This is a genomic window from Ralstonia sp. R-29 (assembly GCF_049913345.1).
GTDB lineage: Bacteria > Pseudomonadota > Gammaproteobacteria > Burkholderiales > Burkholderiaceae > Ralstonia.
On the sequence record NZ_CP184378.1, the window covers coordinates 974761 to 995220 of the forward strand.

At 64.5% G+C, this 20460-nt stretch carries 18 protein-coding genes and 1 pseudogene; 8 read left to right on the forward strand and 11 right to left on the reverse strand.

What is annotated here, in order from left to right; genetic code table 11:
- Nucleotides 1-183: 183 nt before the first annotated feature.
- The 3 genes from ACN9M1_RS21560 to ACN9M1_RS21570 form a co-directional block, all read right to left on the reverse strand.
- Entirely contained in the window at nt 184-711 is a 528-nt protein-coding gene (locus tag ACN9M1_RS21560) for a response regulator transcription factor (RefSeq protein ID WP_426400641.1), read from the reverse strand.
- A gap of 151 nt (nt 712-862) precedes the next feature.
- The gene (locus tag ACN9M1_RS21565; protein ID WP_426400643.1) at nt 863-1813 is read right to left on the reverse strand and encodes a FecR domain-containing protein; all 951 of its coding nucleotides are present in this window, start codon (nt 1811-1813) and stop codon (nt 863-865) included.
- A complete protein-coding gene (locus ACN9M1_RS21570) occupies nt 1810-2319 on the reverse strand; it encodes a sigma-70 family RNA polymerase sigma factor (protein ID WP_426400644.1) in 510 nt (169 codons plus the stop codon). The genes ACN9M1_RS21565 and ACN9M1_RS21570 overlap by 4 nt, the downstream gene beginning before the upstream one ends.
- 244 nt (nt 2320-2563) lie before the next feature.
- On the opposite strand from ACN9M1_RS21570, the gene ACN9M1_RS21575 reads away from it, so the two are divergent.
- Nucleotides 2564-2938: a hypothetical protein gene (locus ACN9M1_RS21575; protein WP_426400645.1), complete on the forward strand. Its 375-nt coding sequence runs from the start codon at nt 2564-2566 to the stop codon at nt 2936-2938.
- A gap of 153 nt (nt 2939-3091) precedes the next feature.
- Nucleotides 3092-7072 carry a type III effector protein gene (locus ACN9M1_RS21580; RefSeq protein WP_426400646.1) on the forward strand — a complete coding sequence of 1327 codons (3981 nt, stop codon included), beginning with the start codon at nt 3092-3094 and terminating at the stop codon, nt 7070-7072.
- Nucleotides 7073-7223: 151 nt separating this feature from the next.
- Here the strand turns inward: ACN9M1_RS21580 and ACN9M1_RS21585 are convergent, their stop codons facing one another.
- Nucleotides 7224-9074: a leucine-rich repeat domain-containing protein gene (locus ACN9M1_RS21585; protein ID WP_426400647.1), complete on the reverse strand. Its 1851-nt coding sequence runs from the start codon at nt 9072-9074 to the stop codon at nt 7224-7226.
- Between the two features lie 524 nt (nt 9075-9598).
- Here ACN9M1_RS21585 and ACN9M1_RS21590 point away from each other — a divergent pair.
- From ACN9M1_RS21590 to ACN9M1_RS21600, 3 genes and pseudogenes are all read left to right on the forward strand, one after another.
- A pseudogene (locus tag ACN9M1_RS21590) lies at nt 9599-10021 on the forward strand (lytic transglycosylase domain-containing protein); the annotation flags it as partial.
- 717 nt (nt 10022-10738) lie between these two features.
- Nucleotides 10739-11185, forward strand: coding sequence for a VirK family protein (locus tag ACN9M1_RS21595; protein WP_426400649.1), 447 nt, complete (start codon nt 10739-10741; stop codon nt 11183-11185).
- 133 nt (nt 11186-11318) lie between these two features.
- Nucleotides 11319-12485 (forward strand): methyltransferase, encoded by a 1167-nt coding sequence (locus tag ACN9M1_RS21600; protein WP_426400650.1) that lies wholly within the window; start codon nt 11319-11321, stop codon nt 12483-12485.
- A 1-nt stretch (nt 12486) separates the two neighbouring features.
- On the opposite strand, the gene ACN9M1_RS21605 is transcribed toward ACN9M1_RS21600, so the two are convergent.
- The 3 genes from ACN9M1_RS21605 to ACN9M1_RS21615 are packed head-to-tail and all read right to left on the reverse strand — an operon-like array spanning nt 12487 to nt 14400.
- Entirely contained in the window at nt 12487-13749 is a 1263-nt protein-coding gene (locus ACN9M1_RS21605) for an NAD(P)/FAD-dependent oxidoreductase (RefSeq protein WP_426400652.1), read from the reverse strand.
- A gap of 34 nt (nt 13750-13783) precedes the next feature.
- Entirely contained in the window at nt 13784-14125 is a 342-nt protein-coding gene (locus ACN9M1_RS21610) for a type II toxin-antitoxin system RelE/ParE family toxin (RefSeq protein ID WP_426400653.1), read from the reverse strand.
- Nucleotides 14125-14400, reverse strand: coding sequence for a type II toxin-antitoxin system Phd/YefM family antitoxin (locus tag ACN9M1_RS21615; RefSeq protein ID WP_426400654.1), 276 nt, complete (start codon nt 14398-14400; stop codon nt 14125-14127). The genes ACN9M1_RS21610 and ACN9M1_RS21615 overlap by 1 nt, the downstream gene beginning before the upstream one ends.
- A 175-nt stretch (nt 14401-14575) precedes the next feature.
- On the opposite strand from ACN9M1_RS21615, the gene ACN9M1_RS21620 reads away from it, so the two are divergent.
- Nucleotides 14576-15412, forward strand: coding sequence for a class I SAM-dependent methyltransferase (locus ACN9M1_RS21620; RefSeq protein ID WP_426400656.1), 837 nt, complete (start codon nt 14576-14578; stop codon nt 15410-15412).
- 93 nt (nt 15413-15505) lie between these two features.
- Here ACN9M1_RS21620 and ACN9M1_RS21625 read toward each other — a convergent pair whose 3' ends face one another.
- The 4 genes from ACN9M1_RS21625 to ACN9M1_RS21640 all read right to left on the reverse strand — a co-directional run bounded on the left by ACN9M1_RS21625 (nt 15506) and on the right by ACN9M1_RS21640 (nt 18571).
- Nucleotides 15506-15964: a fimbrial protein gene (locus tag ACN9M1_RS21625; protein ID WP_426400657.1), complete on the reverse strand. Its 459-nt coding sequence runs from the start codon at nt 15962-15964 to the stop codon at nt 15506-15508.
- Between the two features lie 636 nt (nt 15965-16600).
- Complete coding sequence (locus tag ACN9M1_RS21630; RefSeq protein ID WP_426400658.1) at nt 16601-17158, reverse strand: fimbrial protein; 558 nt, start codon at nt 17156-17158, stop codon at nt 16601-16603.
- Nucleotides 17159-17243: 85 nt separating this feature from the next.
- Complete coding sequence (locus ACN9M1_RS21635) at nt 17244-17993, reverse strand: fimbrial biogenesis chaperone (protein WP_426400659.1); 750 nt, start codon at nt 17991-17993, stop codon at nt 17244-17246.
- Nucleotides 17994-18295: 302 nt separating this feature from the next.
- Nucleotides 18296-18571 (reverse strand): hypothetical protein, encoded by a 276-nt coding sequence (locus ACN9M1_RS21640; protein ID WP_426400660.1) that lies wholly within the window; start codon nt 18569-18571, stop codon nt 18296-18298.
- Nucleotides 18572-19123: 552 nt separating this feature from the next.
- Here ACN9M1_RS21640 and ACN9M1_RS21645 point away from each other — a divergent pair.
- Both ACN9M1_RS21645 and ACN9M1_RS21650 read left to right on the forward strand, forming a co-directional pair.
- Nucleotides 19124-19360: a hypothetical protein gene (locus ACN9M1_RS21645; RefSeq protein WP_426400661.1), complete on the forward strand. Its 237-nt coding sequence runs from the start codon at nt 19124-19126 to the stop codon at nt 19358-19360.
- Nucleotides 19361-19857: 497 nt separating this feature from the next.
- Nucleotides 19858-20328, forward strand: a complete 471-nt coding sequence (locus ACN9M1_RS21650) for a hypothetical protein (RefSeq protein ID WP_426400662.1) — start codon at nt 19858-19860, stop codon at nt 20326-20328.
- The last annotated feature ends 132 nt before the right edge of the window (nt 20329-20460 follow it).

Sequence of the window (20460 nt, forward strand, 5' to 3'; positions counted from 1 at the left end):
GCAACGCGGCCTTTTGCGCAAACGATTGCGCACCACGCAGCCCTCTAGCTCGCAGCGAATTGCATTTCAGTTTTTCAGTAAACACTTCAGGACGAAGTGTTTTCAGTTCCGGCTTAATAAACTCAGTGCCGGCCCAATATAATCTTTGCTGTGTTAATCATTACCGCGTTAATCATTACCGCGTTAATGATTTTCCCCTGCTCGATTTTCGCGGACGCATTGCTGATAGAGCGCAGCCAATTCCGTCCGATTACGCGCTTGCAGGCGCATCAAAATCTGCCGCACGTGCGATTTCACGGTTTCCACGCCGATATGCAGCGCCTGTGCAATCTCCACGTTGGACTTGCCTGACGCCGCCTCGCGCAGGATGTCGCGCTGGCGCCGCGTCAGCGCCGACAGCGCTGTCTTTTCTGACCGCACAGAAGACTTTTGGCGCCGTGCCTCCAGCATCCGCCCGAGCATGGCGTGCGCCTGCTCGAGCGTGACGGGCTGCGGCGGCGCAGGTTCGCCGGCAGCCTCGGCCAACTCCGTCAGGTCGATCAGGAGCATGCCGGGAGCGGCCAAAACGGCCCGCGCGGTCGCCACGGGAAGCGATGCACCTGCAGGCGCACGCCAGCCCCCCGCAACCGTTGGCAGGGAAGAGAAATACCGGTTTTCGGCGGTCGTGTCGGCTGCTTGTAGCAGCACGTCGTTCTGGACTCGGGCGTTCATGTCGTCCTTCGCTCTGATGTGAGCATTGCATCGGGATGCAATCGGCGCGCCGGGTTATCCGTACCGCGGCGCCCTCTTACTCTCTCTGTGCAACGTACGCGGAAAACCGGAACCGGAATCCCAAAAAAATTTGCGTGCGGTCGGCTGCCGCTCAACGGGCGGCGATGCGCACCCATACGCCGGCCAGTTCCCGCACCTGGATCGGCAGCGTTTCAGCCAGCATCTGCAGGGCGCGATGCACGTCGAGCGGAAACCGCCCCGTCACGCGCAGGCTGGCCACGTCGGAGTGCAGCTCGATCACGCCATGGTGGTATGGGCGCAGGGCGTCGATCACGTTGGCCAGCGGTTGGTGTTCGACTTCCACCAGGCCGCGCGTCCACGCCGCGGCGGAGCGCGCCAGCACATCCAGCGTCTGAATGCCGCTCGGGCTCAGGCGTCGCACTTCCCCTGCACGTACCGTCGACACCGCGCCGGCTGCCGTGGCAACCGAGGCGGTGCCCTCCAGCACGGCCACGCGCATCGTTCCGCCGGGTTCCAGCGTTGCGCAGACCATGCCGCCCGCGCATTCGATCGACCCCGCCGCCGACCACACCCGCACCTGCGCCGATGGCGACGCGGCCACAGCGAGCACATTACCGCGGCGCAAGCGGACATCGGCACCAGCCGCATTCACCGACGCATCGACCGCGCTGCGTGCGTTCAAGCGCAACAGCGAACCATCGGCCAGCCTGAAATCACGGCGCTCCGCGGTGGCCGTGCGCATATCGGCGCCGAGGCCAGACAGCGGAATCTGCAGATCCACCAGCGCCGCCACGCCAGCGCCGATCCCGCCCAGGATCAACGCGCGCCGCACGTGCCGCATCGGCGATGGTGGCGTGTCCAAAATGTGCCGTGCCGCCTGCCGATGCGGCGCCGACACCGACGGCAACCTCAGCGAGCCCAGACCGCCTTGCAGACGCTGCACCGCCGCCGCGTGCGCGGGGTCGGCTTCCTGCCAGGCCGCAAAGCGCTGGTGGTCTGTGTCCGAGGCCAGGCCCGAGCGCAACAACACCAGCCATTGGATGGCCTGCTCGGCGATCCGGTCATCCAACGGCTGTTTCACGATACGTCGGCCAGGTAGCACAGGCGCAAGGCCTGCGTCATGTATTTCTGCACCATGCGCACCGACACATCCAGGCGCTCGGCGATCTCGGGGTAGGTCAGCCCATCCAACTGGCTATAGAGGAACGCAGTACGTGCCTTGGCAGGCAGTCCATCGAGCACGCGGTCGATGGTCGTGAGCGCCTCCAGAAGCAGGGCCCGCTCTTCGGGGGAGGGCAGCGTAACCTGCGGCTGGTCGGCAGCCCAGGTCAGATAAGCCTGTTCCAGATCGCGCCGGCGCCAGATCTCATACAGCAGCCGCTGCGCAATCGTGGTCAGCAGCGCGCGCGGCTCGCGGGTGTTCTGCCAACCCGGCTTTTGCAGCATTTGCGCAAACGCCTCCGACGCCAAGTCCTCGGCGCCAAAGCGGCAGCCTGTCTTGCGGCCCATGCGGCCGGCGAGCCAAGCGTAGTGTTGTCGGAACCAGTCGGATGCCAGCGCGTTGGCTGGTTCGCAGGCTTGCGTCACGGTTTTACCCTCCGCGAGATTCAGTGCGGGCCGTTCACAACAAGCGGCCCCGCTCAGACCGGGGTTCCAAATGGCCCCACCGGAATGTCAAATTTTACCCAGGAGTGATATTTCAGGTGAGCGTTTTTTCGGGGGGGATACCGATATTTCGGTGGCCCTGCAACATCGCAGCCCCCCCAACTGGCATCGTTTTCCGGTGCAACCGGGTTGCTGCACTGTGTTGCAGCGCCCCCTCCCCCGAGCCATGCCCCCCCACGAATCCGCCCCTTCCCCCCTGCCAGACGACGACACCACGCCCGCGCGCGCGCTGCACATCGGCCGCCGCCGCATCTGGCTGGCCTACGACGGCTACACCGAACCCGACGCGCTGGTCGTCTACCTCGAACTCGGCACGCGCGACACGCTGGACGTGGCGCTCACGCTCAACCTGTTGCTCAGCCTCTGCCTGGAAATCGAGGGAGCCGCGCGCGGCACGGTCGTTCGCCACCCCCAGAGCGGCCAGATTATCTACCGCTTTTGTTACACCCTCGACGACGATCCCGAGGCCACCAGCCTGCTCGACGCCATTGCCACGCTGACGGCCGAGCTGGATGCAGGCGTGGATCCCAGCACGTACTAAGCCAACGACAGCACACCAGCGTGGCCAGCTTCGGCTGCCGACGCACCGCTTCGGCGTGCGTGACATTCGCCGGCAGGGGCTGGCTACGCTTGCAAGGTCCACTGTGCCGGGGTGCGGCTGCGCTGCCCAGGCATGCCAACCTCGGAGCCTCCTATGCCCTTCCCGAAAATATTTTCCCGCTCCTCGGGCACGACAGCGCCCGCTGCGACGACGCCCACGCCCACGAGCACTTCCGCCACGCCACAGCCATCGTTGCCGCGCGCGCGCAAGACCTCGCAACTGCCGGCTAGCCTGCGGGGCCTGGCCGATAAGGCCTTTGCAGGCAAGGAGAAAGAGGCCGCGAAATCAATGAGCAACGCGCACCTCAAGATTGCGCTGTCCAGCAGTAATTTGAGCGGCCGCGGCACGCGCGCCGTGCACCGGGAGGCTCAGAAGCGCATCCGCGAGGGCAAGTTGCAATGGCCGCCGCAACAACCGACGGCGGCACCACACTCTGCTGCTACACAAGCGCCTGAGCACACGGCCAGCACCAGCGGCACAGCGGAGGAGGCCGTGCACCACCACGAAACGCACGCACCCCCACCGGTCACGCACACCGTGCACGCCGAGTCATCGGCCCACGGCGGTATGGCCCTCGGCCTGACGCCGCCGCCACTCTCCCGCCACCCCTCTTCGGCGAGCTCCACCCACGCGGAGGGCCGTCATGCTCCGCCGGATGCCCCCGTCTTTGACCCTGACACCGGGGCACTGAACAAGCCCCAGTTGCGCCAGATGGTGAGCGCGTTGAAAGACGCACTGCCAGCCGTGCCCGTTGCACTGACGCACTCGCACGGACACAGCATCGAACTGCACGCCAAGCTCCAGCAGCAGCTCACGAAGATCAACACCATCGCCGCCGACAACAGCCACAAGCCAGCGCACGAAGTGGGGCTGGCCGTGCGCGATGCCTTTGCTGCGGCGGCCAAGACGGCGCGCAAGCTCGGTAAATCGCTGGGCCGCCATGACCCTGCCGATGCCTACAAGGGCATCGCCGCGCTGCTCACCGAGCTCAAACGCACGCACCTGAGCGGTAGCGCGAACGACGTGCTCACGCATTACGCCGCCAAGGAAACCGCCAATCTGGAAGTCAAGGCGCCTGGCATCAGCACCGGCAAGTCGGGCTCCAACGTGAACACCAGCACCTCGGGCAGCCTGGCGGTATCTGCATTCCCGACCAACAAATACGCAGCGGCCCACGTGACAGCCAGCGCAGGCGGTAGCACCAGCCGCCTGTACACGGCCGATGACGACGGCGACGTCGACTTCATTCCCGGCAAGCAGGCCTTTGCTCAAGCGGCGCTGGGCGGCAAGCTGGGCGAGTGGGCAGCGAACCTGGCCGGCAAGTATGCCTTCTCAGGCCACAACGTCTACCTTGAACACGACGACCTGCAGCAGCTCGTCAAGATTGTCGCCAACCACGATGCCAACCACGCCTGGCTGAAGACGAGCTCCGCCGGCCCGCACGCACGCCAGTTGATGCATCAGCTCGAATCGCTGGCCAACCTGGTGTCGCACGCCGTGGGGCGCAACTACACCGAGGCCGCCGGCAAGCCGTACTTCCTCACCGATGCCAAGATCGCCAAGGGCTTCAACACCTTCAAGATGACGCTGCTGGCCGGCGCGATCGACCACAAGCTTGGCGGCGACCGCTTCAGCACGCTGATGAAGACGGCCTATCCGCCCATCGCCGACGTGCTGACGGAACGCGTCCGCACTGGCCAGCCCCTGCCAGCGCAGCCGCGCCGCGATATTCCCGATTCGGTGGCCTATGGCGATCGCTTCCTGGCCTATCGCCAGCACACCGTCGCCGTGGACGCAAGCGCCGGCGACAAGACGCACGGCGGCACCAACCTGGAGGCCAACGGCAACTTTGACATCACCGGCCGCGTCGACAACGCAAAGTGGTATACGGAAAGCGCCGCCGCACCGCACGCGCTGCTCGACCCCGGCTATCACAAGGACTACCAGGCCACCTTCAAGCTGCATCAGCAACTGGATGAAGCCTGCAGCGGCGACGTGCCGCCAGCGCAGCTCCATCTGTACAACGAGACACGCAAGGCGCTGACGCAAGATCTGCACGCCGGCCCTGCACTGCCGTTCACGGAGGCCGAGCGCCTGCACTACGGTGAAGAAGCCAACATCCCGGCGCAGTTCCACAACGCCATCACCCATGCGACGCCTGAGCAACTGAATCACGCGACGGACCAGCTCGAACACATCGTGAACACGTACCAGCATTTCGCAAAGGATGCCGGTGCCGTGCTCGCCAAAAACGACCGCTTCATGCCTGCTGAACAGCGCGGCGCGCTCACACAGCAACGCGAAGCCGCCTTTGCGCAGATCAACCAGGCCGTCTGGCACGGGCGATACCCGCAGAAGGACGCGCTGGCCAAGCCCGAGGAATTCATCGCCAAAAGCCATGCCGCCATCAGCCTGGCACTGGGCTGCGTGGGCGCGCACATCTCGGTGATCAAGCAGCAGATGGCACAACGCGCGGCCGGTGCCGACCCGCATGTGGATCAAGAAACCGCCATCCTGACGGCGGACTCGATGTACAAGACGGCGCGCGAGATGCTTGACAAGACCTACCTGCCGCTCAAGAACTACGACGTGCAGAAGAACGGCCCGCTGAAGGACAAATCGCTGTGGGAGCGAACGGACGTCAGAGTCAGGGCCACGGTGTCGGGTGGCGCGCAAAGCAGCGCACTCAATGCCGTCCTGAACCGTTTCCACCGGTCGACCGCCCAGGTGGATCTAGGCCACCTGACGGGCTCCGTTTCGATCGGCAACAGCGCTGGGCAGGTCTCCCTCAGCGTGGAAGCCCGCTGGATGAATGCCACGCACCAGCCCAACCCCAGCCGCACGGGCAAGTTCTGGCAGTTCACGGTCACCGCGCAAGGCGGCGCGCCTATTACTGGCGTGATGGTCAACAAGGCCATCGAGGCGGCCATCGAGAAGTTCGCGCCCAACCTGCGCCTGCAGGGGCAGAAGATCGATGCACACGAACTGATGCGCCAGACGCAGGGCCTGGTATTGGACGTCACCGACGGCGCGAGCCTGGTCTTCAAGCTGCGCCAGCCGCCCGATGTGGAGAACGCGCCAATGGAGCTGCAATACGCACGCCTGCTGCGCAACAAGAACAGCGGCATGAACCTGTCGGTCACGGTGCCCACACCAAAGGGCACCTTCACGCCCAGCGTTTCGCACACCGACAGCGCGCAGAGCTTCGCCGGCGAAATCGTGGGCACCGACACGAGCTACCTGATCATGCAGCACCCGTTCCTATCCAAGATTGTCGATGCCGAAGCCAACCGCGAAGATGCAGCACTGCGGCAGGCCTTTGACGCCAACCCGATGCAGCGCGACCGCTATCTGGCCAACCCGAACCTCATGGTCGACGTGGTGGCCAAGTACGCCGCAGCCCGGCAGGAGATCGACACGGCAGCGGCAGAGAATCGCGCGCCCGTGATCAAGAACGAGTTCGTGCGTTACCACGCCGCAACACCCTTTGCCCGCGCCGCACAGGTGTCGGCACAGGTGGCCGCGCATGCGCCGGGCTCCACCGCCAAGGGCGAGGAAGCGTTCAAGCTGGCCGAGCCGCTGACCAAGCCCATCGACGTCAGCCACCTCGATCTGAACGCCATGCGTGCGCACCTGCAGTCCTTGCCGACCATCGAAGCGCGCGCCGACTATCTGTGCAACTCGAACGAGGGCCGACCGCTGCTCGACGCGTTCTCCAAGATCATCGGCAACACGCGGGCAATCAACTCGGCGGCACTGCTCCACGCCGATCAGCGCAACACCGGCCTACAGACCCTGCTGCGCGATCCGAAGGGCTTGCAACGCGAGAACAGGCGCACACAGACCGCCCTGCACGGCGCGCCGCAACCGACCGGTACCGCCGGCCAGTTGCGCACGCGCCTGCAGCCGGCCAAGGCGTCGGTCAAGCAGGCAAGCCTCGACCAGCTGCAACAACTCGGCAGCCCCAACCTGGCCGGTCTGCCGATCGGGAAACGGGCGCAGTCTGAACTCGAGCGCCGCAAGGCCCTGCTGGGCAACGCCTTCCCAGCCGAGAACGGCGGCGCTGAGTCCTAAGCTGCCGCAACGCTACCGCCAGCCTACGCACGACGTAGGCTGGCGTTTTTTTGTCCTTCCTTTTGTCCTTCCGACAGGTAGCGTAGCTGCCGCCAGAAACAACAAGGCCGGCATTTGCCGGCCTCGGGTACATCAGAGCACAAGCAGCGCTTTAGCCAGCCCGCAGCCAGGTGCGCGCCACGGCAATGTGCCTGCGCGCGCCATCCCCACTCGCCCCAACATAGCGTTCGACATAGCCTTGAAGCGGCGCCCACTGTGCAAGCTGCTGGACGGCCTCATCGATGGAGCCATCGGCGGCGTCGCGCTCCAGCAGCGTGGCAAAGGCCTCCGTGCGCAGCAGATTGCTCGCGGCGTCCTCAGGCAATGCGTGGTCGCACAGGCGCTCGTTGAGCAGCAAGGTCATCAGTTCATTGAGCGGCAACCCGCCGTCATCCAGATCCCCGAGTGCATAACGCTCGTGCGCGCGCTGAAAGACGTGGCTGCGTAGCACCGCCGAATCGCACAAGCCATCGACCAGCTGGGCCAGGCGACGGGAATCGCGATGCGCGCGCACCACGTCGGGCGTGACGGTGTTGATGTAACGCTCCAGCCAGATATGCAGCGCGTCGCTGCCGTATTCGCCGCCATAGGGCTGCAAGCGTGCGCGCCAGCTCTCACGCAGCGCATTCCAGTCGATGACGCTGACGGCGCGGCGCTCGCTGGCATGCGGTGTGCCGGGCCGCAAGTCGGCCAGACGGGCCAGCAGGTGCGCCGGCACATCGATGCGGCAGCCCGCGGGCAGGGCGCGCAGCGTATCGGGCAAGTCGGACAGCGCATAGCAGCCGCGCAGGTCCAGATGTTCCAGCTTGGTCAACTGCCCGACAGACGCCGGCAAGGCGCGCAGCGAGAAGCAATCGCGCAACCGCAGCGTACGCAGCGCGATGCACTGGCCGATGCTCTCTGGCAACGCCGCCAGTGCCGACATACCCGATGCATCCAGGTGGTGCAGCTTGTGCAGGCGGCCGAGCGTATCGGGCAGCGCGGTCATCGTATGGGCGTCGCGCAGGTCTAGGCGTTCGAGCAGGGACAGATTGCCCAGCGTGTCAGGCAGTGCAGCCAACAATGGGTTGCCACGCAGATTCAGCCGGCGCAACTGACCCAGCTGGCCCAGGCTGATGGGCAATTGCGTCAGCAAGCGGCTAGACACCAGGCTCAGCGTTTGCAGGTGCGCGAGCGCGCCCAACTCCACCGGCACGATGCGCAGCTCGGTGCCCTGCAGCACCAGGCGTTCAAGCCGGGGCAGTTGCGACAGCGACGTCGGCAACGCCCGCAGCGGCGAATCCAGCACCACCACTTCACGCAGTTGCAGCAGCTTGCCGATGCGCCCGGGCAGCGCGGTCAGGCGAGGATTGCGCGAGAAGTGCAGCACGCTCAGGTTCAGCGGCAACCCGCCCGAGGCCGGCCACTCAAACACATCGCAATCGTGGATGACCAACTGCTCAAGCTGCTCCGCCAGGCACAGCGCGGCGGGCAGGCGCATCACCGGAATGCTGTCGAGCACGAGATGCCGATTGTGCTGCTGCATGGCCAGCAGCATGCGCGTGGCAGCCAGTGCCAGGCCTTGCGCGGTCGGCTGGCGGGTATCGGCCAGCAGGGGGCCGCTATAGCGGTGCAGGCGTCGTGCCATGTCTTGCTGCCAGCCGGCCACGGCATCGCACACCGCCAGCCAGCGGTTGCCCTCCGTTGCCGGCTCGGCGGCGCGCAAGGCATGGCCATGTGGCACCGCTTGTTGAATGCGCAAGGCATCGCGCGCGGCCACGGCACGCAGTTGATGTTGCGCGCGTGAAGACGCCGGCGCCGGCTGGCGCTCGTGATGCGGCATTAGCACATGCGCGCGAGCCGAAACCGGCGACGGCTTGCCATGGACAACGCGCTGCAGCGCACGCCGCAACGCGCGCGACAGCCGGCCCGCAAACGCGCCCGGCTCTGGATGCAAAGAGGCACTCTCGAAATGTGATTGCATGATGTCGCCTGAAGAAGATGAAGTGGCAATCGGCAGAAAGCAGTGTGCGCCGCTAGAAAAACCCAGCGCAGCGGTCCTGGCTAGGCGTGCCGACGCAGACAGTACTGAAGTACGGCAAGACGGCACAACGACGCCAGGAGGGTTTTGCTAGCGGCGCCAACCCTTTCCGCCTGTTCCTCCATCGTATGGGGCATGACACACCGCACCGCGTGCCGGCACGAACCCTTCGCGCTCGCGCCGAACCCAATGTGCGGCCAACAAGGCGATGCCGCTTCGCTCCAGCGCAGGCGAGTTCGCAGCGGGTGGGGCTGCCACGCCGCGCGCGTTTCTATGATCGGCGCATCTTCATTGCACGAGAGTCACCATGCATGCCCCATCGCCCCGCACCCTGGCCGCGCGCGAACGTCGCGCCATTGCCCACGTTGCGCGACCGGCCGTGCGCCGAGACACGCATCACACGTGGCAGCAACAACGTCTGCATCAACGCCACCCCATCGCACGCCGCTGCGCCGGCACCCAGCCGCATGCGAACGCGTAATGCATGGGCGCGCAGCCTGCTCGCGCTGCTGGCGTGCCTGCCGACACACGCACTGGCTGATTGCATTGACGATGCCGCCGCCTATCACGGGGTGAACCCGCAAGTGCTGCGCGCCATCGGCTATCAGGAATCGCACCTGAACCCGCAGGCGCACAACCGCAACCGCAACGGCAGCGAAGATCTGGGCATGTTCCAGATCAACACGATTCACCTGCCCGAGTTGTCCCGCTACGGCATCGGCCGCCAGGCACTGTACGACCCCTGCGTGAGCGCCTACGTGGCCGCGTGGCATCTGGCGCGCAAGGTGCAGTTGCACGGCAACAGCTGGCGGGCCATCGGCGCGTACCACTCGGAATCGCCCGGAGAAAACGGCGTCTACGCGCGCGCGGTGGAAGGCATTCTCAATCGCAAGCTCGGAGCCCGCGCACCGGTGGCCCCCACACGTGCGCCGGAGCCCGCTGCCCAGCCGCTGCGCGATACCGCGCAACCCATGCGCGCCGTCACCCTGCGGCACACGGAAAGCCGGACAGCTGACCACCAGGCGCCGCCCGACGACCATTGGCTCGATGCCATGCTGACCAACCTCAACCAGAGCGCCAGCCTGCGCGAGCGGTTCAGCCGATAGGCCTGCAAGGGCGTTGGTCACGCTGAAAAATCATCAATCCTCAGAACAGCGCGGACGGTATGGATTCAGCACGGCGGCGCTGCTAAAGTCGCGCCCAGCTTGACACGACCGCAGGCCCAGCGCCGTGCCGGGTAAGGCGGAATCATGGCCCCTCCATGGTTCCGCCGCCATGTCTCCGGCATGGCGTGCAGGCGAATGTGTCAACGCTGCACGATCTAGCGATCGCGCCATGACAACGCTGCCGCGTTGTCTCCCTGTTGTGTGTTTTTGGACGATCCAAACCCGCCTCCATGGCGGGTTCTTTTTTGCCTGCGCGCGGCAGGCGCTGAACAAAGTTGAGACTTGAAGCCGGACATCGGGCAGAGCTTCGCCTACGCTGCTTCTCATAGAAAGAACAAGCGCGACCTCACACATCCGCGCATGCCAACCACAAGGGGGCCCGGCTTCGACAGCGGGTCCCTTTTTGTTTCTACTGTTTCCGTTGACTCACCCAAACCAACCATGACGCAAATGTTGATTCGCTCCATCGCCAGCATCGCCGCCTGTGTGGCGGTTTCGCCCGCACTCGCACAGGGCCCCCGCATCCCCGTGCAAGACGTCGTGGCCGTCGAGCAAGCCCTGGCCGCCGGCAAGCAACTGAACGCCACCATCGACCTCACCCGCTGCACGGGCGACACGCCCACCACCCCGGCCGGCACCACACGCGGCGGACTGACCGTCGGCGCCTATCGCATCCTGCCCGACCACACGCTCAGCTTTGCCGACACGCACGTCACCGTGCGCCAGGATGGCACGCCCATCACCCAATTCCTGCGCTACACCATCGACGCCACCGGCACGGCGCACTTCGCGTCATACATCTTCGCCATGCCGGCCTACATGCTGCAAAGCCAGGTGTCGTACACCTGCAAGCTGGGCGACGGCGTGAAGCTGTTCGTCCAATATTGAGCGCAAACCGCACCGCGCCAGCCGCCAACGTGCACGCCCCGGCACCTCGCCGGCATTGTGCGTTGGCGTAACGGGCGGTATCGTGTCGCGGTTTCCCCGGCCCACGCCGGCCCGCCGCTTTCCGATACCACCCGTGACCGATCACCCTACTCTCAGCTGGACCGACGACCGTCCTGAAACCACCTGCGACGCCGTCCACACTGCCCTCTGGCGCTCCGAAGCCGGCAACCCGCCGCCCAAGCGCGTCGTCATTGCAGACGACCGCACCTCGGCCGACACCGCCTACCGCCTCGCTTGCGAAGGCACGGCACTGCTCTGGCAAGGCGACTTCCAGAACGCGCGTCAGCTGCTGCAGGCACTGTCCCGCCGCACCGACCACCGTAAATCCGGCAAGCCGCGCAAGGAAGCCACCTCGCCCATCGATGCGTTCAACCAGCACCGCCTGGCCCAATCGCAGCGGGCCCGCACGCTCGGCATGCTGCTGATTCCGCTCGATGCCGATTACGCCATCCCCCTGCGCCGTGCCCCCGATGTGCGCGACGCCTGCACCGAGGCCTACGGCGCCGGCCATGCTGACTCCGTTGTCTCGCTGCGCGAACTGCTCGGTCTGATTGGCGCGCACGAGTGGCGCAAGAAGGGTGTCGAGATTCCCGCGCTAAGCACGTTGGGCGACGGGCGCATTCACCCGCATTACGGCGTGTTCTCGCCGGTGCGCGGGGAATACATCGATCTGGTGGCCAATGCGCCGTTGCCCTCGAAGGCGCTCGCATTCGACATCGGCACGGGCACGGGCGTGCTGGCTGCGGTGCTCGCCAAGCGCGGCGTCAAGCGCGTCATCGGCACCGACCAGGACCCGCGTGCCCTCGCCTGCGCGCGTGAGAACGTGGCGCGTCTCGGCCTGCAAACCCAGGTGGACGTTGTGGAGGCCGATCTCTTTCCCGAAGGCCGCGCGCCGCTGGTCGTGTGCAACCCGCCGTGGGTGCCGGCACGGCCCAGCTCGCCGATCGAGCGTGCCGTCTATGACCCGGAGAGCCGCATGCTGCGCGGCTTCCTCGACGGCCTGGCCGCACATCTGGAGCCCAATGGCGAAGGCTGGCTGATCCTGTCGGACTTTGCCGAGCATCTGGGCCTGCGCACACGTGAAGCCCTGCTGGCGATGATCGACGCAGCCGGCCTACAAGTTGTCGGCCGCGAAGACATCAAGCCAAAGCACCCGAAGGCATCCGACGAGAACGACCCGCTGTACAAGGCGCGCGTTGCCGAAGTGACGTCGTTGTGGCGCCTGAAGGCGCGTCAGTAAGCTAGCGGCGCAATGCCGCTAGATAGTCGAGCACGCCCTGCCCCGCAGCGGCGCCGCTCGCAAAGCACGCCGTGAGCAGATAGCCGCCCGTCGGCGCTTCCCAATCGAGCATCTCGCCCGCGCAGAACACGCCGGGCAAGCGCTCGATCATCAACTGTGCATTCAACGCTTCAAACGCCACGCCGCCAGCACTGCTGATCGCCTCGTCAATGGGTCGGGCGCGCGTAAGGCGCAGCGGCAGCGCCTTGATGGCCTTGGCGAGTTGAGGCAGATCGGCAAACGTCTCTTTGCTCAGGCATTCACGCAGCAGCCCCAGCTTCACGCCCGTGATGTTCAGCTTGCTCTGCAGATGGCTCGACATGGAGCGCGCGCCGCGCGGGCGCATCAGCTCGTCGGCTACGCGTTGCGCACTCCAGCCGGGCGCCAGGTCCAGCCAGACCGTGGCTTCACCGTCTGCCGACAGCGCATCGCGAATGGGCGCAGATAGCGCATAGACGAGGCTGCCCTCAATGCCCGTCTGCGTGACGACGAACTCGCCCTGGCGGAACTGCAACGCACCGCCCTCACCAGACGGCAAACCGATGGCGACCGACTTGACCGGCTGCCCCGCAAAGCGCTCCTGAAAGTGCGCGCTCCAATCCGCATCGAACCCGCAGTTGGCAGGCTTGAGCGGCTGCACCTGCACGCCGCGCGCTTCCAGCAGCGGTACCCATGCACCATCGGAGCCCAGGCGCGGCCAGCTGCCGCCGCCCATGGCCAGCACCACAGCGTCGGCTTGCGCGAGCCGTTCACCATCGGGTGTTGCAAAACGCAGCACGTGCGCATGGTTCGACGGCGCCGCCCACCCGACCCAGCGATGCCGCATGTGCAACCGCACGCCCGCTTCGCGCAGCCGATGCAGCCACGCGCGCAGCAACGGCGCCGCCTTCATCTCGGTCGGAAACACACGGCCCGAGCTGCCGACAAACGTATCGATGCCCAGCCCGTGAATCCACGCGCGCAGTGCATCGGGGTTGAAGCGATTGATGAGCGGCGCCAGCACATCACGGCGCGCGCGATAGCGGCCCAGAAACGCCTCCATCGGCTCCGAGTGCGTGATGTTCATCCCGCCGATGCCCGCCAGCAGAAACTTGCGCCCCGCCGACGGCATGGCGTCAAACACCTCCACCCGCACGCCATGGCGGGACAACACTTCAGCGGCCATCAGCCCGGCAGGGCCGGCGCCGATGACGGCAACGAGGGGAGCGTTCTTGGGGTCAGACATACGAGGGGAATGCGGGGGATGTTGTTAGCGGCGCTTAAGCACCAAGCAGCCTGCGCGCCAGCACGGATTGCATATCGCGCCGGCCATCAACGATGAGGTAAATGATGACTTGGTTGCCCACGACGCGATAAATCACCCGATACGGCTTGAACGTGGTCTGCCGAAATTCCTTGATGCCGAGGGCTGCCAGCTCTTTCGGGTAGTTGCCGCGCTCGGGGTGCATCGCCAAGCTCTCGACCACCTCCTGAAGCTGGTCGAGCACGTAATTGGCGTTGGCAACGCAATCAAACTCGGCGATGTAGTCGTAGATCGACTCCAGATCCTGCTCCGCACCCTGTGTCAGCAGCACCTGAAACGTTGCAGACGCTCTCGCCATTAGCCACCCGAACGCTTGGTGCGCAACCGTGCCAGCACATCGGCAGCGGGTTTCACCTTGCCGTCCGCCACCTCCTGTGTGCCTAGCGCCAGCACCTTCAGCAGCGCAAGCGTTTCCTGCGTCTCTTCATAAGACGCAACGTCTTGCAGCACGGCCTTGGCTTCGCCGTTCTGGGTAATGACCAAGGGCTCCCGCTGCTCGGCCAGTTGCGTAAGCACCTCGGCGGCGTTGGCCTTGAGATAGCTGATCGGTTTGACTTGGGATGAGTAGCGCATGGGAGGTTCCGGGCACCTTTGAAGTGGACTGAATATAGTCTTTTTATGATCCCCGAACAACCCTCTGGGCCTGAGCGAACGCGCTTTTCGGTAAACTGGCGCCCTCTTTCCCGTTTTTCTCCGCGCTGCGCACCTGCCATTGCCCGTGCGATATGCCGCCCGAGCTGTCCTGACGATGTCCAACAACACCCACGAAATCCGCCCCAACCAGTCCATCGAGCTGCTCAAGGAACTGCACATCCTGACGCGCGACGGCAAGATGAACCAGGACAGCCGGCGCAAGCTCAAGCAGGTCTATCACCTGTTCCAGTTCATCGAGCCGCTGCTGGCCGACGTGCAGCAAGCCAAGGGGCACGTCTCGCTCGTCGATCATGGCGCGGGCAAGTCGTACCTCGGCTTCATCCTGTACGACCTGTTCTGCAAGGAACAACCCGGCGATGGCACCTCACACATCTACGGCATTGAAACGCGTGAAGAGCTGGTCACCAAGTCGACCGAGCTTGCTGCACGGCTGGGCTTCAAGGGGATGTCGTTCCTGAACCTGTCAGTAGCGGAGTCGATTACATCCGATCGCCTGCCGGCCACCATCGACGTGGTCACCGCGCTGCATGCGTGCAATACCGCCACGGACGATGCGATCCGCTTCGCGCTCGAAAAGCACGCGCAGTACATCGTGCTCGTGCCGTGCTGCCAGGCCGAGGTGGCCGGGGTGCTGCGCAAGAACAAGGGCAAGTCGCTCGGCAATGCGCTCACGGAAATCTGGCGCCACCCGCTGCACACGCGCGAGTTCGGCAGCCAGGTCACCAACGTGCTGCGCTGCCTGCAGCTTGAAGCCCACGGCTATCAGGTGAGCGTGACAGAGCTGGTCGGCTGGGAGCATTCGATGAAGAACGAGCTGATCATCGCGCAATACAAAGACCTGCCGCGTCGGCGCCCGACTGAGCGGCTGCAAGAAGTGATCAGCACCCTGGGGCTGGAAGAACTGCACGAGCGGTTTTTTGCACCGGCTTGATGGCGCCACGCGCTTGAGCGCACCCAACATGCAGAAAGGGCTTGAACCGTCGTTGGTTCAAGCCCTTTCTTCTTTGCCAGTGGCCGAGCAGCCTCAGTTGTAGTCGAACCGCAGTGTCGGGCTCGCATTTGCAGTGCCTGCCGTCACGTTGCCAATGCGGTAATAGCGCGCGGCAACGGGCACAGTCAACGTAGCGCCAGCAGCAGCGCTCACAACCGTCGGGGTCGCAGAGTTGACGACCAGCGGGTTACCGCCATAAAGAATCTGCACGCCGATGCCCTGGGCAACACCAGCGCCCCCCGCGCCCGTCAGGGCCACCGTCGTATTGGGGCCACCAGCGGCTTGCGTGCCTTGCAACGTCATTCTGACGCGCGGCGAATACGCGCAAGTCAGCCCAATGTTCTGCGCAGCGCTGGTGGTGGAGACCGCACCAACACTACCGAATGAGCCGCCCGGGACATTGCCCAGCGGAATGTTGACGCTCCCGGTGTTGACGGTGCAAGTGGGCGTCTGTCGGGTGAAGCCATTCACGCAGGCACCGATCGTAGCCAAGTAACTGCCCGTGCCGTCACTTGCCGACAAAGTACCTATGCCAGTTTGCGACGAACAGAACCCATTAACGAGACTGGTATTGGCACTTGTCTTGATCAATTGCGCTGTGAGACCCGAAGGAAACTGATCATAGTTGCCCGCGGCCGAATACGTTCTATAGACAACCTGGCTGCGCAATGGGGCCCCGTTATATAAAAGCCTGACCGATGCACCGCTAATATGAATACTCGGCACATCTCCGCTGCTGGCTGGCCGAAGATTGGACCCCCCGTTTGCACGCGTGCCATTGACAAGCGTGCAAGCCAAGGTAGACGCATAGGTTCCTGAATCAACAACGGTGGCCGTTGACAAGACGCTGCCGACTGGAATGGTTGGATTGTCTACGACATTATTGAATGTCGCCGTCCAAACTCCGCTTCGCCCGATCGTGCTCCAAGGTTGGCATACGGTATAGGTCGCCATCGCACTGCCTGACGCGCAAAAGAAGGCCACGACCCCAAGCAGCCAGGTAGATAGCCTGCGATAGCGCTTAAAGAAGATTGGCCTTTGCATATCAAATCTCAATTCAATCGAATATGGATGCGGGTGCAACCGCCGAATGCCGCTGCCCCATCGTTCGCTAGCGACGCTGCGCGCTTAGTTGATGGTGAACGTCAACGTGGCTGTCGTATTGGCCGTACCGGCCACCATCGTTGCCAACGTTTGGACATAGCGCGCACCAACGCGCACCGTGACCGTGGTGCCAGTGGGGATCGTGACAGCGCCGTTGCGCACCAGCACCGTCGTAGGGGTGCCGGTCGTGGCGGTGCTATACAGCAGTTGCACGGCCGCGCCTCTTGCAACACCTGCCCCGCCCGCACCGGTCAAGGCCAGCAAGGTCGTGTTCGTTGGCAGGTCGGCATTTTGCGTACCGCTCATCGTCATCCGGATACCGGGGCTCGCGGTACACGTGAGCGTGATGTTTTGCATCCCTGCCGTAGTAGAGGGGGTGCCAACCCCCGCGAACGAGCTGACGGGAACGTCGCCAAGCGGGATCGTGAGCGACGTGCCCCCCGTAATCCGACACTCACCGGTGATGTTGCCCGTCACGTTCACGGTGGACACTTGAGCAAAAGCCTCGGTAGCGCCGCCGGCCATCAGCAGCAGGGCAGCCAGTGCATGGGGCAGGTAACGCTTGTGGTTCGCAATCTTCATGAAAAACTCTGTGAGGGGAAGGTTCGGCAATGGCGCCGGTTACGGTTAAAACTGTGCAGTGCAAGCGCATCTGCAGAACATCGGGTTAAGGCACAAGCGGCGCTTCCTGCGCGCTGGATCCGCCGGAATCGTCAATCACCTCAAAACTGGCCCGGACGTCGCCACTGGGGCGGCTCGTCAGCTTGAGCGGTGCGAGCGAAAACGTGGTCGTGGCGCCGGGTGCCACCATGCCGCCGTCGTCATTGCGCTTGAGCACGCCGTCGACTTTCAGCCCGACATCCGCAAAGTTGACGTAGTACGGCGTGGGGTTGGTGACCTCCAGGGCGAAACCCTTGCCGCCCTCGCCCGTCACCCATTTCCAACGGAGCTGCTTGAATGCCTCGGTGGCATTGCCCTGCAAGCCCGACGGCCGAAAGATCAGCTTGATGCGCGTGCGCACCGCAAACTGAACGTGATTGCTGCCCGCTGCATTCGCTGCTTTGGGCGGCACCTCCAGCACGTTCAGCCAGTACATGGTTTCCTGGTTGTCCGGCAGCGGGTCGCCTGTGTAGGTCAACCGCGCTGCGTGGCCGCTGCCCGGCTCCATACGAAACATGGGTGGCCGGATGAAGAATGGCGACTTGATCGCATCGGGGGTTTCCAGCGGGTCTCCGGTGTCCACCCACACCTGCACCAGCACAGGCTGCTTGCCCTGGTTCTCCAAGGGGACCGTCACCTCCTTCTCATTGGAGGGATAGATCACGCGCGTTCCGCCGATCACCACACTGGCTTGCACTGCGCTGGCGCCGCACCCCATCACCAAGAGGCAAGCGGCCATGAAACGGCGGACGGACATACGTCACCTCATGGTTGGAGTCGGGATCAAGGTGGTCTGGCCAGCGCGCACGCGTGCGGCACGCAGGCGTGCAATCTCTTGCGGCAGGGGGAACCTCTGCGGGCGCTCAGCCGCGCTGGCGGCGGAGCCAATGGACAGACCGGAAATTGCAGGCCTGATTCTGGAGACTGGTGGGCGAAAGCGTTATGAGACTGCTCCTAAATTTGAAGGCACAGTCGTCAATATTTGACTGAGAGCGAGGCATTGCGCCCGCTTGGAGGCATCCCCGCCCGTCTCGGGGAACCGTCTTGCTATCGATATTGTTACTGGCTTTCGCCAGCCCGCTCTACGGCGGTCAGCACTTCCCACGTTTCAGGGTTGACCTGACACCCTTCCAGCACCATCGACACAAACGCGCCGATGCCGTCCAGAAACCCCGCCCGATATTCCGGCGGGCGAGAGCTGGCGTGGGCCAGTGCCCAGCGCAGCGCGTCGGGCCGGAATTGGCGATGTATGCGCAGGTCTGCCTGCGTGCGGCAGAGGTAGTCCCGCGCGGCCAGGGCACCGGTCAGGTAGGTGCGGCGTTGGGTGGGGGTCATTGCGCGCCTCCTGACCGGCGAGGATCGGGGCGGCGTTGGGGTGGGGATGGGTAAGACGCGGGGCGGTGCCCGCTTGCGACTCCAGACATAGAACCTCCTGTGAGATAACAGAGGCCCTGCCATTCGCTGCTACACGAGGGTGGCGGGCCTGACGGCAGGGGTAGCAGACCGGTCTCACAGGACACCGGCAGACCCGAAGGTCTCCCTGCCCGGCCCGCCATAAAAACGATAGGCGTGCACAAGCTCCGGATGAAAAAAGCCGCGTGGCAGCGGCTATCCGGCCTGTGAGAAAAAGAGACGGGCTGCTACACCCGGCTGCCGTTGGTGCGGCAGCGGGGGCAATTATAGCGACGCGAATCGGGCTTGGATTCCGATTCTTGGGCTGCTCCGCTAAGGCCATCATCGGAAAACAAAGACCGGGCGCGGCACTTGGCCGATGTATCCCTCGCGTCTCTAGACAAAACGCTCCGGCGTTCATACGGTATTCTCAGTTGAGCATGCCGCGCACAGACGGCGCCGAGCTTGCGGGGGGAGCGCAATGCGGAGGCTTCGATGGAAACGATCGTAAAAGCCAAGCATGGCCATCTCGAAATACAGACCAAGCAAGGAAACAACCACCGATGGGCCAGCGAATTCCGCTATGTGCCCCGCCAAGGCCCACCGTCGGAGTGGACTTCTGCGTCGTCGCCAGAAGGCTTCGTGACGGAAGGGATGGCGCTGAGCGCCGCCATCCTGCTGGGCAAGGAAACCGCAGAGCAAATCGCGGCAGAAAAGGCAGGCGCTACCTAGGGCGGGCCAGACCCGCACGGCCCCTCGCCGACGGCGGATCTTTGCGCCCCGATGGCCCAGCGACACAGGCCAATGGCGTGCTAAACACCGCCTCCGCCGGACCTTTGACCTCCGGCGCCGGACCTCTCTACCTCCGCCATCGGACCTTTTAGCTCCGGCATCGGACCTCTGACCTGCACGCACGCACCTTTTAGGTGCAAAGGCGGACCCTCAGACCTCCGGCATCGGACCTTTAACCTCCGACGCCGGACCTTAAACCCGCGTGCACGCACCTTTTAGGTGGAGCGCCGGACCTTCTGGGCTCCGACACCGGAGCTTTGCGCTGCGCCGCCGGACCTCAGACCTCCGCCAACAAACCCACGGGTGCCACCCGCATAGGAGTTTTCTGAAAATGCGCCCAAAACCCGCCCCCAGCCTTGCGATACGCCCCATTGCCCGCCACTCTCGCGCGGTCATGCCGGTTGGCATGGCGTGTTTGCAGTTCACCAAGGAATCCAATGTCACAAAACCTGATCTCATTTGCGCCCAGCACCGCAGACCTCGCCGCCATTGACGGCGCGCTCAAAACGCTGGAAGACAGGCTCATCAGCCTGATCGACCTGTCGACCGAGCAGCGCGGCGCGCTCGTCAAGATGGGCGATAAATCCGAAGCCTTCTGCCGCAAAGCGGTGGAAGTGCTGGCCGCCAACCCCAACGTGCTGCCGCCCACCTTCAACGTGGCAGAAATGCGGCGTGACCTCGCGGGCTTCGATACGCTGCGCCCGCGCATGGTCCGCATGGAAAAGCTCTACGAAAAGATGCGCGACTCGCAACTCGCACTCGGCAGCGATGTGATGAGCGCCGCGCTGGAGGGCTACGCCCTGCTGAAGGTGGCCGGCAAGGGTGAAGCGCTGGATACCGCGCGCAAAGCGCTGTCGGTGCGCTTCAGCAGCCGGCCGGTGAAGAAGGAAGAGGCCGCGGCCCAGTAACACGGCACCGGCACCGCACTAGCACCGCATTAGCACCGCACTAGCACCGCATTAGCACCACCTGGCCCTCGCCCCAGCGCGAGGGCCTTTGCTTTGGGCCAGCGCCCATTGGGGTGTTGCGGATGACGCGAA

What these genes read in the sequence shown, in the direction of transcription:
- ACN9M1_RS21560 (WP_426400641.1), bottom strand. Translation starts at nt 711, where the DNA reads ATGAACGCCCGAGTCCAGAACGACGTGCTGCTACAAGCAGCCGACACG.
- ACN9M1_RS21620 (WP_426400656.1), top strand. Translation starts at nt 14,576, where the DNA reads ATGTCCAACAACACCCACGAAATCCGCCCCAACCAGTCCATCGAGCTG.
- ACN9M1_RS21635 (WP_426400659.1), bottom strand. Translation starts at nt 17,993, where the DNA reads ATGTCCGTCCGCCGTTTCATGGCCGCTTGCCTCTTGGTGATGGGGTGC.
- ACN9M1_RS21650 (WP_426400662.1), top strand. Translation starts at nt 19,858, where the DNA reads ATGTCACAAAACCTGATCTCATTTGCGCCCAGCACCGCAGACCTCGCC.
- ACN9M1_RS21640 (WP_426400660.1), bottom strand. Translation starts at nt 18,571, where the DNA reads ATGACCCCCACCCAACGCCGCACCTACCTGACCGGTGCCCTGGCCGCG.
- ACN9M1_RS21605 (WP_426400652.1), bottom strand. Translation starts at nt 13,749, where the DNA reads ATGTCTGACCCCAAGAACGCTCCCCTCGTTGCCGTCATCGGCGCCGGC.
- ACN9M1_RS21630 (WP_426400658.1), bottom strand. Translation starts at nt 17,158, where the DNA reads ATGAAGATTGCGAACCACAAGCGTTACCTGCCCCATGCACTGGCTGCC.
- ACN9M1_RS21585 (WP_426400647.1), bottom strand. Translation starts at nt 9,074, where the DNA reads ATGCAATCACATTTCGAGAGTGCCTCTTTGCATCCAGAGCCGGGCGCG.
- ACN9M1_RS21575 (WP_426400645.1), top strand. Translation starts at nt 2,564, where the DNA reads ATGCCCCCCCACGAATCCGCCCCTTCCCCCCTGCCAGACGACGACACC.
- ACN9M1_RS21645 (WP_426400661.1), top strand. Translation starts at nt 19,124, where the DNA reads ATGGAAACGATCGTAAAAGCCAAGCATGGCCATCTCGAAATACAGACC.
- ACN9M1_RS21595 (WP_426400649.1), top strand. Translation starts at nt 10,739, where the DNA reads ATGACGCAAATGTTGATTCGCTCCATCGCCAGCATCGCCGCCTGTGTG.
- ACN9M1_RS21580 (WP_426400646.1), top strand. Translation starts at nt 3,092, where the DNA reads ATGCCCTTCCCGAAAATATTTTCCCGCTCCTCGGGCACGACAGCGCCC.
- ACN9M1_RS21615 (WP_426400654.1), bottom strand. Translation starts at nt 14,400, where the DNA reads ATGCGCTACTCATCCCAAGTCAAACCGATCAGCTATCTCAAGGCCAAC.
- ACN9M1_RS21610 (WP_426400653.1), bottom strand. Translation starts at nt 14,125, where the DNA reads ATGGCGAGAGCGTCTGCAACGTTTCAGGTGCTGCTGACACAGGGTGCG.